The 15657-nt window shown below is 60.8% G+C and carries 14 protein-coding genes and 1 tRNA gene; 9 read left to right on the forward strand and 6 right to left on the reverse strand.

What is annotated here, in order from left to right; all coding sequences use genetic code 11:
• Window positions 1–116 precede the first annotated feature (116 nt).
• Complete coding sequence (locus K9B32_RS05710) at window positions 117–1391, forward strand: Gfo/Idh/MocA family protein (protein ID WP_224560935.1); 1275 nt, start codon at window positions 117–119, stop codon at window positions 1389–1391.
• On the opposite strand, the gene K9B32_RS05715 is transcribed toward K9B32_RS05710, so the two are convergent.
• From K9B32_RS05715 to K9B32_RS05725, 3 genes are read right to left on the reverse strand one after another with little or no spacing between them, the layout of a single operon-like run.
• Window positions 1388–2398 (reverse strand): hydroxyacid dehydrogenase, encoded by a 1011-nt coding sequence (locus tag K9B32_RS05715; protein WP_224560936.1) that lies wholly within the window; start codon window positions 2396–2398, stop codon window positions 1388–1390. The two genes, K9B32_RS05710 and K9B32_RS05715, sit on opposite strands and share 4 nt — an antisense overlap.
• Window positions 2395–4251 carry a DUF2264 domain-containing protein gene (locus tag K9B32_RS05720; protein WP_224560937.1) on the reverse strand — a complete coding sequence of 619 codons (1857 nt, stop codon included), beginning with the start codon at window positions 4249–4251 and terminating at the stop codon, window positions 2395–2397. The genes K9B32_RS05715 and K9B32_RS05720 overlap by 4 nt, the downstream gene beginning before the upstream one ends.
• Window positions 4241–5284, reverse strand: a complete 1044-nt coding sequence (locus K9B32_RS05725; RefSeq protein ID WP_224560938.1) for a LacI family DNA-binding transcriptional regulator — start codon at window positions 5282–5284, stop codon at window positions 4241–4243. Before K9B32_RS05725 ends, K9B32_RS05720 begins: the two co-directional genes overlap by 11 nt.
• Before the next feature lie 139 nt (window positions 5285–5423).
• Between K9B32_RS05725 and K9B32_RS05730 the strand changes: the two genes are divergently transcribed.
• The 6 genes from K9B32_RS05730 to K9B32_RS05755 all read left to right on the forward strand — a co-directional run bounded on the left by K9B32_RS05730 (window position 5424) and on the right by K9B32_RS05755 (window position 12993).
• A complete protein-coding gene (locus tag K9B32_RS05730; protein WP_224560939.1) occupies window positions 5424–6713 on the forward strand; it encodes an ABC transporter substrate-binding protein in 1290 nt (429 codons plus the stop codon).
• 174 nt (window positions 6714–6887) lie between these two features.
• Window positions 6888–7910 (forward strand): LacI family DNA-binding transcriptional regulator, encoded by a 1023-nt coding sequence (locus K9B32_RS05735; protein WP_224560940.1) that lies wholly within the window; start codon window positions 6888–6890, stop codon window positions 7908–7910.
• Between the two features lie 43 nt (window positions 7911–7953).
• Complete coding sequence (locus tag K9B32_RS05740; protein ID WP_224560941.1) at window positions 7954–9192, forward strand: ABC transporter substrate-binding protein; 1239 nt, start codon at window positions 7954–7956, stop codon at window positions 9190–9192.
• A 74-nt stretch (window positions 9193–9266) separates the two neighbouring features.
• Window positions 9267–10181 (forward strand): carbohydrate ABC transporter permease, encoded by a 915-nt coding sequence (locus K9B32_RS05745; protein WP_224560942.1) that lies wholly within the window; start codon window positions 9267–9269, stop codon window positions 10179–10181.
• On the forward strand, window positions 10181–11044 hold the full coding sequence (locus K9B32_RS05750; protein WP_132589346.1) for a carbohydrate ABC transporter permease: 864 nt from the start codon (window positions 10181–10183) through the stop codon (window positions 11042–11044). The genes K9B32_RS05745 and K9B32_RS05750 overlap by 1 nt, the downstream gene beginning before the upstream one ends.
• A gap of 26 nt (window positions 11045–11070) precedes the next feature.
• Complete coding sequence (locus K9B32_RS05755; protein WP_224560943.1) at window positions 11071–12993, forward strand: glycoside hydrolase family 127 protein; 1923 nt, start codon at window positions 11071–11073, stop codon at window positions 12991–12993.
• 34 nt (window positions 12994–13027) lie between these two features.
• Here K9B32_RS05755 and K9B32_RS05760 read toward each other — a convergent pair whose 3' ends face one another.
• Window positions 13028–13768 (reverse strand): type 1 glutamine amidotransferase, encoded by a 741-nt coding sequence (locus K9B32_RS05760; protein WP_224560944.1) that lies wholly within the window; start codon window positions 13766–13768, stop codon window positions 13028–13030.
• A gap of 117 nt (window positions 13769–13885) precedes the next feature.
• Here K9B32_RS05760 and K9B32_RS05765 point away from each other — a divergent pair, with 117 nt between their 5' ends.
• Window positions 13886–14182 carry a SelT/SelW/SelH family protein gene (locus K9B32_RS05765; RefSeq protein ID WP_224560945.1) on the forward strand — a complete coding sequence of 99 codons (297 nt, stop codon included), beginning with the start codon at window positions 13886–13888 and terminating at the stop codon, window positions 14180–14182.
• 114 nt (window positions 14183–14296) lie between these two features.
• On the opposite strand, the gene K9B32_RS05770 is transcribed toward K9B32_RS05765, so the two are convergent.
• A complete protein-coding gene (locus K9B32_RS05770; protein ID WP_411969679.1) occupies window positions 14297–14725 on the reverse strand; it encodes a BA14K family protein in 429 nt (142 codons plus the stop codon).
• A 174-nt stretch (window positions 14726–14899) separates the two neighbouring features.
• Between K9B32_RS05770 and K9B32_RS05775 the strand changes: the two genes are divergently transcribed.
• Window positions 14900–14984: transfer RNA gene (locus K9B32_RS05775), tRNA-Leu, on the forward strand.
• A 175-nt stretch (window positions 14985–15159) separates the two neighbouring features.
• On the opposite strand, the gene K9B32_RS05780 is transcribed toward K9B32_RS05775, so the two are convergent.
• Entirely contained in the window at window positions 15160–15492 is a 333-nt protein-coding gene (locus K9B32_RS05780; RefSeq protein ID WP_224560946.1) for a hypothetical protein, read from the reverse strand.
• Window positions 15493–15657: the final 165 nt, after the last annotated feature.

Here is a 15657-nt window from a genome sequence, read left to right on the forward strand (position 1 = left end):
TCTACCATCAGGTAACTGTTTAGTTACAGCCTGATATGGTCCGCAGATTGGGGAGCCGCGACTTGTTGGGCACCAGACCAATTTTCGTTTCATGACGCATGAAGGAGGATCATAGGATGGAGAAACGTCGCTTTGCCTTGATTGGAACGGGAAACCGCGGCACAACCATGTGGGGCAAGGAACTGCTTGCCGGCTGGCGCGAGCATGTGGATCTCGTCGCGATCGTCGACACCAATTCGCTGCGTGCCGAGCGGGCCCGCACGATGATCGGCAGCAATGCGCCGATCTATGAGAGCATCGACGCCATGCTGGCCGAACAGCAGGTCGACCTCGTGATCGTCTGCACGCCCGACTATACGCATGACGATATCGTCGTCCGTGCGCTGGAAGCGGGCATCGACGTCATCACAGAAAAACCGATGACCACCGCTGTCGACAAGATCCGCCGTATCCTCGATGCCGAAAAGCGCACAGGCAAGCGCGTCGACGTCTCCTTCAACTACCGCTATGCGCCGACAGCCGCCAAGATCAAGGAACTGCTGAACGCCGGCGAGATCGGCCGCGTGACTTCGGTCGACTTCCACTGGTATCTCGACACCAAGCATGGCGCGGACTATTTCCGCCGCTGGCACGCCTATACGGAAAATTCCGGCAGCCTTTTCGTCCACAAGGCGACGCACCACTTCGATCTCTTGAATTGGTACCTGGATAGCGACCCGGATGCAGTCACCTCTTTTGCCGATCTGCAGAATTACGGCCGCAAGGGACCGTTCCGCGGCCCGCGCTGCAAGCTCTGTCCGCATACCGGCGAATGCGACTACTATCTCGATCTCGAGGCCGATCCCTTCCTCGATTCTCTGTACGAGGATCCGTCGAAGATCGACGGCTACTTCCGCGACGGCTGCGTTTATCGCGAGGATATCGACATCCCCGACACGATGGTCGTCAGCATTCGCTACAAGAACAATGTCCACGTCTCCTATTCACTGAACACCTTCCAGCCGATCGAAGGCCACCACATCGCTTTCAACGGCACGCAAGGGCGCATTGAGTTGAGGCAATACGAGAAGCAGCCGTGGGAAACACCTGATGAGGACACCATCGTGCTCGTACGCAACTTCCCGAAGGACAAGGATGCCGTCGAGCGGATCGTCGTGCCGCACTCTCCGGGCGGCCATTACGGCGGCGACGACCGGATGCGCAACATGATCTTCAAGCAGGGCATGGACGACAAGCTCGGTCAGCGGGCCGGAACGCGCGCCGGCGCCATGTCGGTCCTCTGCGGCATTGCCGCTCTGAGCAGCTCGCGCACCGGCAAGGTCGTGAAGATCTCCGACCTGATGCCGGAGATCGTCGCGGGTGGCGCTCCGGCAAGTTTGAAGGCTGGCTAAGCGATGAGCGCCAGATCGCTACGCAGGATTTGATAGAGGAGCGGTTCGCTTTTGACGAACCGCTCTATTTCATCGACCACCATGTCGCCGAGCCGGCCGCGCTCCAGCCCCACTGCGCCGGCGATATGCGGTGTCAGGAAGACATTCGGCAGGTCGTAGAAGGCGGAAGCCTTCTCCGGTATTTCAGGATCCGTCACGTCGATGATGGCGTCGATCCGCCCGGTGGCAAGCGTCTTCAGCAGCGCGGCTTCGTCGATCAGAGCGCCGCGCGCCGTATTGATCAGCGTGGCCCCATCTTTCATCAGCGACAGTTCTTCGGCTCCGATCATATGACGTGTCGACGGCAGCGAGGGTGCATGCACGGAGACGATGTCGGATTGTTTAATGAGCGTAGGCAGATCCGCCTTCTCGGTTCCAAGACTGATCGCCTCGGCAGTGTCGACGGTGGGATCGAAGAGAAGCACGCGGTATTCGAATGGTCGCAGCAGTTCGATAACCCGTCGACCGATGCGGGAGGCGCCGACAATGCCGACCGTGCGACGATAGTTGCCGATTGCCAACCGCTGCATCGCATGCGTCCGGTCGCGGTTGCGTTCAGTGACGTAGAGGTCGCGGAAGCGGAACACCTGTTTGCCGGCGAAGATGATCGCCGCAAGCGTAAACTCGGCAACAGGGATCGAATTCGCCTCTGCCGCATGCGTCACGGCAATCCCGGCATCGAAGATCTGCTCGTCGACAATCCCCTTCACGGTCCCGGCGGCATGGGCGATCAGCCGCAGCCCGGGAGCAGCCGAAAGGACCTCGCGCCCGACATAGGGGGATCCCCAACCGGTGATGAGGATGTCGGTCTCGGCGAGAATACGCCGGGAGCGATCGTCATCGAAGCTCTGGAGTGGTTGAGGATCGAGAAGGTGGCCCATTTCACTTAGGCGACGCAGCGCCGCGGGGGTCAAAACATGCTCCGTCCGGGACGGCTGCATAGCGAGCGCAATGAAGTGGCGCTTCATGGCATCTGTCCTGGCGCTTCTATGGCACTCACCCTGAGACCTCGATTTGCGACCAGCGCTTCGAGTTCGGCAATATCAATCGCCCGCGGTGGGGTGATCCAGGCACCGGCTACGGTACCTGTGTCGTTTGCGGCAAGCACGGCTGTCATCAGGATTGTCCGGCCAGCCGGTACTTCTCCACGCAACTGCGGCACCAGCGTCTTGGCGACGATCATGTTGGTATTCGGAGGCGCCTTCTGCGTCAGGCCCGTGCGCGGCACCTCAGAACCGATGTCGAGAATGCCGCTGAAATCCTCTTCGCCGATCGCGTAGGCGCTCGAGCCCTCCGCGACCAGCGTATCGAGCTCGAAATCGCGACGCGCAATCGCAAAGCCGCCTTCCGCCGTCTGCAGCGGCCGTGGCGTGTTGATGCGGTGAACGCGGATGTGCCAGGGCGCTGCCGGCACCAGCCAGGTTTCGACCTCCACGTCCCGGAATGGTGACCACTTTGAGTAGAGAACGTTGCTCGCAAGCTTGGCTTCCTGGTTGGTCTCCCGAACCCGGTAGTGCAAACCGTCATCGCTGAAGGCGAGGGTCGAATCGAGGGCCGCGCCAGCGAAGTTGCGCTCGTCGGATTCCACACTGAAGCCGTAGCGGCTGGAATAGGCGAATTTCGCGTATTTCTCCGTGCCGAACCGCATCTGCAGGTTCTCCTGGCCGGAGGAGAGCGCCACCACGTCGCCGGCGTTGCGCATGATCACCATGCCGGGATGGCGTTGCGGCAGGACACTCGCCGTCTCCTGAGGCGGCGTTTCCTCGGTCGTCCAGAAGGGGTGATTTTCTGCGAGGGCAAGCGGCAGAAACGCCTTGAAGGCCCAGTAGGGCGAACCGGCGGAATTGTAGTTCTCCGACATCAGCAGGTTGGGATAGCCGAAACCGATCGACAGAATGCCGTCACGGTTCGTCATTGGCTTGTCCTTCCACCAGCGCAGATGCTGAAGGCACAGGCTCTTGATCTCGCCCCAAGGCAGCGCTTCAAGATCGGCAAAGGCAAGCGCTGACCAGAAGCCTGCACACGCGAAACGGTAGGTCAGGCTGCGGCCGAACGGGATCGTCGCCCCATCCGAGCCGAACCAGTGCTTGAAGTCGTTTGCGAAGAGGAGGGCGCGCTCGCGATAGCGCTTTGCGTAATCGTCATCGATGAGCTTGGAATAGATCAGGCCGTAGAAATGCATGGCGAACGGGATGTAGTGGTCGATGCGGCGCACATTGCCGTCACGGTACCATCCGTCGCCGATGTAGAAGCCCTCCAGCTCCTCGAGATATTGCTTGGTCAAGGTGCGGTCGAAACTGGCGCCGACGCCGTCGAGTGCGATGTCGACGAAAATGCGGAAGAATTTCCAGTTGTTGTCGGCATAATCGAACTGCCGCGCGTGCTTGAGGTAGGCGACGACGTTGTCGCGTGCCCGGCCGCCAAGCGGCTCCCAGACCTTCTCCGGCACGAGCGCCAGCGCGAAACCCAGCGCCGCAAGCTCGACCATGCGCTGGTCGCGGCCGTTGACGGTTCCCCAATATTCGGGGTGTTTCGGGTCGGTACCGTTGGCGATGCCTTCGGCAAAGCGATGCCACTCCGTAAATTCGCCGCCGCCGGCTCCTAGCGGCGCCAATCCCCAGAGCGGCCGCGCAAAGCCCTCGAGATCCGCTGCAGCGCGGTCGAAATGCGCAGCCGCTCCGTCGAGCCGCACGCGCGCATTGCCTGCCGAGAAATAGGACAGCAACGGATCGAAGAGGTCGCGAAGCGCGCGCGACATATCTTCGCGCGTTTTCAGCGGGTTGTTGGCGAGCGGATTTGCACTGGCAGGGTCATAGGTCATCGGCATTGCTCTTTGAGGAGTGCGGGACGGTGCCGCCGGCAATCGGCACGACGGCATGGCAAATCTGGCGGGCGGGGGCGGCGCGGTCCTTGAAGCGCGCAACCATGAGACTGGCAGCCTCCCTGCCGAGCGTCACGCGATCCACACGCATGGTCGACAGCGGCGGGTTGGTCATCAGCGCGCAGGGAAGGTCGTCGAAGCCGACAATGGCGAAGTCATCGGGCACGCGCAGCCCGGCCTCGGTTACAGCCTCGAGAACGCCGACGGCGATGAAGTCGTTCATGCAGAAGGCGGCGGTGAAACCAGCATTCTCGCCGAGGACGGCGGCCGTCAGTTCATGCGCCTCATGGCTGGCGCTCCCCTGGAAGGTCATCGACACGAGCCGCCCTTCGGCGCCTTCGACCTCGGCAATCGCAGCCTTGAAACCCCGCACGCGTTCGCGAATGGTGTGACGATGCGATCCGGTCAGATGTAGGATCCGGCGGTGGCCGGCATTCAGTAGGCGGGTGGTCGCTTCATATGCGCCGAAGAAATTCGATGGCGAAACGCCATCGAGCCGCAGCCGCGGATCGGTGCCGTTGACAAGTACTGTCGGAATCGCCGCGTCCTCCAACCAGGCGCGCAACTCGGCGCTCGGATCGATCCCGACCAGGAACAGTCCGCCGGCGCGCGCCGTCTGCATGTATTCGTGAACGACATCGGGCGTCGCCCGGTTCTCGCGAATCAGCCGCACCTCAAAGGGTATGCCGGCGTCAAGTGCGCCGGCGCGCAATCCCTCGACGATCCCTTCGTAAAAGACGCTCAGCCCCCCGGTTACGCCATCGCTTGCAATCAGCGCCAGGCCGCCGCGCAGCGGGCCGGTCACGGTGCGGGCCGAATAGCCGTTTTCGGCCGCCACTTTGAGAATATGCTGGCGCACGCTCTCGCTGATGCCGGGCTCGTTGGCGAGCACGCGGGATACGGTGGATACGGACACGCCCGCCATTGCGGCGATATCGGCCTGTCTCAGGCGCTTGGTCTTGATCTCGTTCATGACAACGAAATTATGCAAATAATGCAAATTTGCAAGAGAAAGATAATTTGTTGCATAGGAGATTTTTTTGCGTAATCTACGCCGCATGGCCCGTTAAGCTGTTGGAGGATGGCGGGGCGATGAAAGAGGAGGATGAAACATGCAGGTCAATCGCCGTTCATTTCTGATGGGCTCGGCAGGTGTCGCTGCCGGGCTGGCCTTCGGCGCCGGAAACGCAATTCCGGCCTTTGCGGACGACGCCAAATTGCGTGCCATGTGGTGGGGATCGAACGATCGTGCCAAACGCACGCTCGATGTCGCCAAGCTCTACGAAAGCAAGAATCCCGGGGTCTCGATCGTTGGCGAATCGCTGAGCGGCGACGGCTACTGGACGAAGCTCTCCACGCAGATGGCCGGCCGCGCCATCGCCGACGTCTTCCAGCTCGAGCCGGGAACAATCTCGGACTATTCCAAGCGCGGCGCATGCCTGCCGCTGGACGAATTCGTCCCCTCGACATTGAAAGTCGATTCCTTCGGCAAGGACATACTGAAGCTGACGACGGTGGACGACAAGCTCTACGGCATCGGTCTCGGTCTCAACTCCTTCGCACTGTTTTTCGACCAGACGGCCTTTGAAAAGGCCGGCATTTCGGTGCCGACGGCGGATCTGACCTGGGATGAGTACGCCAAGCTCGCGGTCGAACTCACGAAAGCCGGCGGCAAGGATAACTACTGGGGCGGCCCTTATGGCGCGCGCTACGCCTACGTCTTCGATGCTTGGCTGCGCCAGCGCGGCAAGAGCCTCTATGCCGACGGCAAGCTCGGCTTCAATGTTGATGACGCAACGGCCTGGTTCACCTATTGGGAAGATCTACGCAAGAAGGGTGGCACGGTCGCGGCAGACGTGCAGACGCTCGATCAGAATACGATCGACACCAACTGCCTGGCGCTCGGCAAGTCGGCGATGGGTATGGCCTATTCCAACCAGCTTGTCGGCTATCAGCTGATTTCCAAGAACAAGCTCGCGATCACGCTCCTGCCGCGTGAAAAGAAGGGTGGTCCGTCCGGCCACTACTATCGCCCGGCGTTGATCTGGAGCGTTGGCGGAACCACGAAGAACGGCGAGGCTGCGGCCAAGTTCATCGATTTCTTCGTCAATGATGTCGAGGCTGGCAAGATCCTTGGCGTGGAGCGTGGCGTGCCCCTGTCGCCTGCGGTGCGCGAGGCGATCCTGCCCAACCTTAATCCGACCGAGCAGGCCACCGTGAAGTATATTAACCTGCTGAAAGATCAGGTCGGCGAATATCCGGCGCCCGCGCCGCTCGGTTCGACCCAATTCGATCAACGCGTCTTCCGCCCGATCGCCGACGAGCTCGCGTTCGAGCGGACGAAACCTGCCGAAGCGGCGGCACGTCTCCTGGAAGAAGGTAAGGCGACGATCAAGGGCTGATCGCACGCCACATCGGCTAAGCTTTGGATCGCGGCGGCCATTGGTCTGCCGCGTTTTTCTTTGTCTCCAAATGCTTTGATGACAATCGTATGATTTTTGCGTGAGAAAACCTTTTCTCACTTGACGCAAAAGTTGGGAAAAGCTTTTCTCATCCTTAAACGAGGAGAAAGCGCGGTGAACATCGCGGGAGGAAAAAGAGGCCGGATCACCATCCACGACGTCGCGGCGGCGGCGGGGGTCAGCATTTCGACCGCCTCGAAGGCTCTGAACGAGACCGGTCGCATGAGTGCGGAAACCCGCGAGCGCGTAAAGCGCATTGCCGGCGAAGTTGGTTTCCGCCCGAATGCGCTCGCCCGGGGCCTCTTGAGCAAGCGCAGTTTCACGATCGGCCTGCTGACCAATGATACCTACGGGCGCTTCACGCTGCCTGTGATGGCCGGCATTTCAGAGGCGCTCGTCGATCACGGCGTATCGGTTTTTCTGTGTGCGATCGAAGATGATCCGGCGCTTGGCCAGATTCATGTCGACGCAATGCTCGAAAAGCAGGTCGATGGCATCATCGCCACCGGCAAGCGATTGGATCGGCAGCTTCCGGTCGATCTGTCGAACCTGCATGTCCCTGTCGTCTACGCATTCACAGAGGGGACGCCGGCAAGCGTCATCTTCCGCTCCGACGACGCGCAGGGCGCGCAATTGGCGGTGGAGTGGTTGGTCAAAATGGGCCGTCGGCGGATTGCCCATGTGACTGGGCCGGAGAGCTTTTTTTCCGTCCGCGAGCGCGCGGATGCCTATCGTGATGTCATTGGCGGCGAGGGCCTCGTCATGTTCGGCCATTGGGCGGAGGCCTGGGGGCACGAAGCCGTTGCAGAGATCTGGAACGGCGAGAGCGAAAAACCGGACGCCATCTTCTGCGGCAACGATCAGATCGCCCGTGGCGCTGTGGATGCGCTCCGCGAGCGCGGTGTTCGCGTGCCGGAGGATGTTTCCGTGGTCGGCTTCGACAATTGGGAGATTGTCGCCGGCCAGACGCGGCCGCCGCTTACCTCCGTCGATATGGAGTTGAAGGAGCTGGGGCGCCAGGCCGGATTGACGGTTCTGGCGCTGGCGGAGGGACGCCCGGTTGAACCAGGCGTCAGGAAATTGCCGTGCCGTCTCGTGGTGCGGCAGTCATGCGGGGCCCAAAACCCCAGGAGATGAAGAACCGGCGCGGAGGAGATGCGCCAATTTGGGAGGAAGTGCCATGATTAAGCGTCTGCTGGCTGCGACAAGCGTTGCCACCCTATGCCTGGTGTCCGGAGCATCGGCCGCCGAAAAGGTCGAAATGTGGGTCCGCACGGGTATCGGCGAGTCCTTCAAGAAGGTCGTCGAAGCCTACAACTCCAGCCACGAGAACCAGGTTGTTGCGACGGAGGTTCCGTTCTCGGAACTTGTCCAGAAATACGCAACGGCGATAGCCGGCGGCCAGGCGCCTGACGCCTTGTCGATGGACCTTATCTACAACCCGGCCTTTGCCGCTGCGGGACAGTTGGAAGACTTGACGGATTGGGCAAAGAAATTGCCCTATTTCAATTCGCTGTCGCCATCGCATGTTCGCCTCGGCACCTATCAGGATCGCGTCTACGGCCTGCCGCTTTCTGTCGAAACGTCGGTCTTCGCCTGGAACAAGGACCTGTACAAGAAGGCTGGTCTCGATCCTGAAAAGGCGCCCGCGACTTGGGAGGAAATCACAACCAACGCCGAGAAGATCCGCAAGCTCGGCGACGATACCTACGGCTTCTATTTCTCCGGCGGTGGTTGCGGCGGCTGCATGATCTTCACGTTCACGCCGCTCACCTGGGGTGCAGGTGCAGATATCCTGTCGGCCGATGGCAAGACGGCGACGCTTGACACCCCGCAGATGCGCAAGGCCGTCGACTACTATCGCGACATGGTGAAGAAGGACCTTGTCCCGGCAAGTGCTGCCAGCGACAATGGTGCCAACTTCCTGACCTTTACCAATGGCAAGATCGGTCAACAGAGCCTCGGCGCATTCGCGATCGGCACGCTTGTCACCGAGCATCCCGACATCGACTTTGGCGTGACCCTCATCCCGGGCGTTGACGGCAAGCCGTCCTCCTTCGCCGGCGGTGACAACTTCGTCATCACCAAGGGCACCAAGAAGATCGATGCCGTGAAGGAATTCCTCGAATACATTTATTCGATGGACGGCCAGAAAGTCATGGCGAAGTACGGTAGCCTGCCGACCCGCGGTGATATCGCCGACAACGTGCTCGCGGGTCTCGATCCAAGGATGCAGGTCGGCCTGAAAGCCATCTCCGTCGCAAAGACACCGTACACGCTGCAGTTCAACGATCTGATCAACAGCGCCAACGGTCCGTGGGCAACCTTTACGAACGCCGCCATCTTCGGTGACGACGTCGACGGTGCCTTCAAGAACGCACAGTCGGAGATGCAGTCGATCATCGACAGCGGCCAATAATCTCCCAACGGCCGTGGCCGGAGGGTGGTGGCAGTCCTCCGGCCGATTTTATCAGGATGATGCGGAGTGTTTCGATGACCGTGACGGGTCGAAAGCAGACAGCATGCGTGCGCAGACGTGCCCCGAGACCGGAATGGACCGGTCTCCTTTATATCGCTCCAGCGATGCTTTTGGTGATCATGTTCTTCGTGCTGCCGGTCGGGTTCACCGCCTGGATGAGCCTTCACAACTGGCCGCTGATGGGGGCCTCGCGCTGGATCGGCTTCAACAACTACTTCCGCATGTTCAATGACGGCCGTTTCGTCGCGGCGCTGAACTTCACCGCCTATTACACGGTCATCGTGACGATCCTCATCTTCGCGGTTGCCTTTCCGCTTGCTCTTTTCGTCGAGCGGCAGCGGGCCTTCGTCAGTACCTATCGCACCGTCATCTTCCTGCCCGTCGTCGTCGGTCTAGCGTCGGCGTCGCTGCTGTGGGTATGGCTTGCCAATGTCGACAGCGGGTTCATCGGACCTTCCTTGAAGGCGCTCGGACTTGTCGAGAAGAGCCCCAATCTGCTTGCCACCTTCGACAGCGCATTCCTGACGATCTGCGTCATGGTGGTGTGGAAGATAGCCGGCTTTACAATGATCATCCTGCTGACAGGATTGCAGGCAATCCCGGCCGATCTGACGGAGGCCGCCGTCGTCGATGGGGCAAGCTGGTGGCAGCGTTTCCGCTTTCTGACGCTGCCGCTGATGCGCAGGACGATCGCGCTCGCGCTCATCATTTCCGTGACGGGGTCGATCCTCGCCTTCGATCAGTTTTACATCATGACCTCAGGCGGACCGCAAAACCGTATGATCTCCGTCGTCTACTACATCTTCAACCAGTCTTTCGTGTCCTTCAATCTCGGATATGGCGCGGCTTTGTCGATTGCGCTTCTCGCCATTCTCGTGGTCATCAGCGTCGCGCAGCTCTGGCTGCTGCGTGTTGGGGAGGAGAGCTGATGAGCCTCGTCACCGGTCGCAAGAGAAGCCGCGAAATCCGTGGGCAGGCCGCCTACCACGGCACCGGAATAGCCGTTGCCATTTTCTTTCTCGCTCCGTTTGTCATTACGCTGCTGGCCTCGTTCCGGCATGGAACGGAGGCGCGGCTGCCGCCGCTGCCGCCATGGCCGACAAACGGCATCAGTTTCGATTCATACCGTTCGCTCGACAGTTTCGGCGCCGGCATTTTGCAGCACACCCTCAATTCGCTCATCGTGTCGCTTGCGACCGTTGTGCTGACCGTGGTGATCAGCCTACTCGCCGGCTACGGCTTTTCGCGCTATCGCTTCCCGCTGAAGAATGTCTTCTTCATCCTGATCATCGCGACGCTGATGATCCCGTTCCAGTCGATCCTCACGCCGCTCTTCATCATCCTCGCCAGGCTCGGGCTCAACAATTCGCTCTTTGGCCTGACGCTGGTTTACGTGACGCTGCAACTGCCGTTTTCGGTGTTCATGATGCGCAACGCCTTCGATGCGGTGCCGAAGGAGATCGAGGAAGCAGCGCGCATCGACGGCGCCCACGATCTGAAGATGCTCGTGCTGGTTCTGCTGCCGCTCGTACTGCCGGGTGTCGCGACGGTGGCGATCTTCGCCTTCCTCAATGCCTGGAACGAATTCCTGGCCGCGCTTGTGCTGCTTTCCAGCAACGAGAAATACACGCTGCCTGTCCTGATGATGGCGGTGCGCGCCGGTCGCCTCGGGGCGATCAACTGGGGTGCCGTGCAAGCGGGTGTCGCAGTCATGACCATCCCTTGCCTCATCGTCTTCCTGCTTCTGCAACGCTACTACATGCGCGGGCTCATGGCCGGCGCGGTGAAATGATTTCTGAAAGAGAGATGGATCAAGCCATGAACAAGTTGAAAAGAGACCGCCAGTTTCGTCCGCTTCCCGTGCCTGATGTCGATGTGCACGGCCTCTTCGGGGAGCGCCAGGACGCGATCTGCGATTCCACCGCTGAAACGCTGCTCGACCGTTGCGTCGAGGCGGGGATGCTGCGTGCGATCGATATCGACCAGCCGAGCCCCGGGATCGTGATCCCGATCGGCCCATGGGGTGGTTCTACGCAAATGTTCTGGGACAGCGATTTCGGCAAGTCGATCGAGACGGTTGCCTATTCGCTCTATCGCCGCGCCAATCCCGCTCTGGAAGCCCGCGTCGATGCCATCATCGACATGTATGAGAAGCTGCAGGACAAGGACGGCTATCTGAATGCGTGGTTTCAGCGGGTTCAGCCCGACCGCCGCTGGACCAACCTGCGTGACCACCACGAACTCTATTGTGCCGGCCACCTGATCGAGGGCGCCGTTGCCTACTACCAGGCTACCGGCAAACGCAAGTTGCTCGATATCATGTGCCGCTTTGCCGACTACATGATTACCGTCTTCGGCCATGGACCGGGCAAGATCCCGGGCTATTGCGGTCACGAGGAGGTCGAACTGGCACTGGTCAAGCTTGCCCGTGTGACGGGCGAGAAGAAGTATTTGGACCTCGCCAAATTCTTCATCGACGAGCGCGGCACCGAGCCGAACTTCTTCACCGAAGAAGCAATTCGTGACGGCCGCGATGCCGCCGACTTCCATCAGAAGACCTATGAATACGGCCAGGCGCACGAGCCGGTTCGCGAGCAGAAGAAGGTCGTTGGTCATGCCGTGCGCGCCATGTATCTCTATTCCGGCATGGCCGACATCGCGACGGAGTATAATGACGACAGCCTGACCGGGGCGCTCGAGACGCTCTGGGACGACCTGACGACCAAGCAGATGTACGTCACCGGCGGCATCGGGCCGGCGGCCGCGAACGAGGGCTTCACCGACTACTACGATCTGCCGAACGAAAGCGCCTACGCCGAAACCTGCGCATCAGTCGGCCTGGTTTTCTGGGCGAACCGCATGCTCGGACGCGGCCCGAACCGGCGCTATTCCGATATCATGGAGCAGGCGCTCTACAATGGCGCCATGGCCGGTCTGTCGCTCGACGGCAAGACGTTCTTCTACGAGAACCCGCTGGAAAGCGCCGGCAAGCACCATCGCTGGATTTGGCACCATTGCCCCTGCTGCCCGCCAAACATTGCCCGGCTGCTCGCCTCGATCGGCTCCTATATGTACGGGGTCGCGGAAGATGAGATCGCCGTCCACCTCTATGGCGAAGGCAGGGCGCGATTCAAGATGGCGGGTGCCGATGTTGAGCTGACGCAGAAGACCCGCTACCCTTGGAACGGCGCCGTCCACTTCGACGTCAAGGCGAGCAAGCCGGCGCGGTTTGCGGTTTCACTGCGCATTCCGGAATGGGCAAAGGGCGCGACGCTGGCCGTCAACGGCGAAACGATTGGTCTTGGCTCAGTCGAAGTCGATGGCTACGCCCGCATCGAACGCGAATGGCGCGATGGCGACAAGATCGATCTGAACATCCCGCTGGAAGCGCGCTCCCTCTGGGCAAACCCGTTGGTGCGCCAGGACGCCGGACGCGCAGCACTGATGCGCGGCCCGCTCGTCTATTGTGTGGAGGCAACGGATAATGGGGCAGGCCTGAACGGCATCCGGCTTGGCGAAGACATTGCGGCAAAGACGGCGGAGATCGCCGAGCTCGGTGGTGCGATTGCCCTCGATATTCCTGTGACGAAGGATGAGGCGGATTGGGGCGAGACGCTCTATCGCACCAGGCCTCCCGCGGCCGAGAAGGCGACAGCCCGTTTCGTGCCCTACCATCTCTGGGACAATCGTGCGCCCGGTGAAATGCTCGTCTGGGTCCGTTCCGCGACCCAGCGTGAGTGATGCCGCGTTAGTTCGCCAACTGTCGTCGCCGGCTTTATCTGCCGGCGACTGCCTTGGGTTGCCGCGGCGCCTCCGCTTTGATCATGCATACCCAATTGCGCCCGATCGCAAGGCCGCTTGCATCTGATTCGCTCGCATGCTTGGCAGCAAGCTCCGCATAGCCTTCATGCCAGCCCGGCTCCATCTGCTCGATCGAAGCGGCAAATTCGGCCTTCCAGCTGTCGATCACCGATGCGCTGGCCTCGAAGTGGAACTGCATGCCATAGGCCGCGCGTCCAACGCGAAACGCCTGGTTCTCCGTCAGGCTGCTTGTGGCGAGACGTGTCGCGCCCTCCGGTAGCGTAAACGTGTCACTGTGCCACTGGAAGGTTGTGAAATCGTCCGGGAGGTCGAAGAGCAGTGCATCCGTCTCGCCCTCCTTGGACTTGCTGACCGTGTGCCAGCCGAACTCCAGTCCGGCGTTCAGATGGTTCTCCGCGCCGTAAGCACGCGCGAGAATCTGTGCGCCGAGGCAGATACCGAGCACTGCCTTGTCGTCCTCGACGAAGTCGCGCATCAATTGCGCAAGCGTCGGCAGATACGGATAGTTCTGATCATCGATCGCATTCTGCTCGCCGCCGAGCACCATCAGAGCGTCATGATCGGCACTGCCCGCAGGCAGCTTGCCGTCGATCCAGGGACGGAAGCGCTCAATCTCTGCGTTGGCCTCCGCCAGCGCCACGCCCAGCGAGCCAAGCGGCGTGCTCTTCATGTTCTCGATGACGGCGACCCGCATCAGCATCTCCAATACGATCTTCGGCTCGGACAGGAACACCAAGCGCTTGGTGATTGCAATATCGATTGCGCCACACCTCGGCAGTTCTTAAATCGGCATGACGAAAGGAAACCTGACATGAGTGACAAGAAAGCCCGCGTGACGATCCTCTACTGCACCCAATGCAACTGGCTACTGCGTGCCGGCTGGATGGCGCAGGAGCTTCTGCAGACCTTTACCGACAGCGTCGGCGAGGTGGCGCTCATTCCTGGCACTGGCGGCAACTTCGAAATACGGGTCGATGACGCGCTGATCTGGGAGCGCAAGCGCGATGGCGGCTTTCCCGGTCCGAAGGAGTTGAAGCAGCGCGTCCGCGACATCATCGAGCCCGGCCGGGATCTCGGCCACGTCGATCGCGCCTCGCTGGAAAGCTGAACCTGAATCAGGATGATGTTAGGCCGACCGGTCTAAAATCCGTATCCTGAACTGCTTTAAATAGCTGGAGCGGGATTTCAGCCGAAATCCGCTGACACTTTTCGGCGTCCCGCTCTAGTCATAGGGCGAATTGCAGGTCTTGTAGATGCCTTCGTAGGTCACGAATCGGTCGGTCTTCGGATTGTAGGTCCGATACTGATTTCGGCACCAATCCACGTGGAATTGTCGTCCCTGTGTCTTCGGCTGCACCGTGCGCACGGGCGGCGGATCATAGTAAAGCGGTGCAGGCCCCCGCGCGCCTGGCCGATAGTAAGTCGGGCCGGTGGCTGTCGGCGGTCGATAGTTTGGCTGCACATAGGACGGGCGGAACGATTGCACCGGCCCGAAGGTAAAGCAGCCACGCGCGTCGCACATGGTCGAGCCCGCATGGACGATGTCCGATTGGCCGGCGGCGGGCGCAAACATGCCAAGCGGCATCGCAAACGTCGCACAGGGCAGCAGCGAGAAGAGCGCGATCAGGCAGAGATTGTGAAGGCCAGGCATCGGACGATCCTTTCTTGCTACACATATAGGGCGGATTGCGCTGATCGCTACCGCCGCCTCAGATTGCGCCGCCGTCAACCTACGCCGGCATCAACGACTTTTTTGCTGCCTGTCGGGAAAACTACAAAAACCCTGTTGACAGCAAGAGGCCACCCCCGTACATGGCTCTCCGTCGCCCAGATGGCGGAATTGGTAGACGCGCAGGTTTCAGGTACCTGTGCCGCGAGGCGTGGAGGTTCGAGTCCTCTTCTGGGCACCATTCCCTTTGAACTGCAAGTGAAAGCCGATACCAACGGCTTCCCGGTTCTTCCCCCTAGAAGACATTGCCAGCGAAGGTCACGGCGTCCGGTCAGGCTGCTGATTGTAGTCATCCTTGGGGTGCCCGGCCTCACCGTTCTCCGACCACTCGCATCCAGCCTTTGGCTAGCGCAGCCTCAGCGAACCGGCTGATAGTGTCCGCGCAGCGGCACCTGCGTCCCGACGCTCTCCACGCCGTCACGATCGCAGACATAGACGAGGGTCGGCAGCCCGCCGGTACGGAAGATCTTATCGTATCCGCGGCGAAGCGGCCGCGTCTCCGTCCGGCAGTTATACTGTTCTTCGTCCTTCGGCCCCGGCCGCGCCTTGACGCCCGGCAGGTTCACGTAGGGATAGACCGACTGGGTCTGTGCTTCGCCGGCGCGCCGCCAGTCCGTGGCAAAGCTCGCTCCCGGCGCCAGGCTTGCGCCGGCGGCCATGGCTATCAACAACGCTCTTGCGAACCGCATATTTGCCGCCTCGCCGGATAACGGACTTCATTTTCTTCGTGGATGTAGGCGCACCCGCGATCCGCATCAAGCAAGCGGATCACTCTGTCGGCCGTCATCTCGAAAACGTGACTTCGTCGAGGTGAGTTGCCTGCGGTGCTGTGTACGGCGGGGATACGCGTCTTG

Source organism: Rhizobium sp. 3T7 (assembly GCF_020166565.1).
Classification (GTDB): domain Bacteria; phylum Pseudomonadota; class Alphaproteobacteria; order Rhizobiales; family Rhizobiaceae; genus Rhizobium.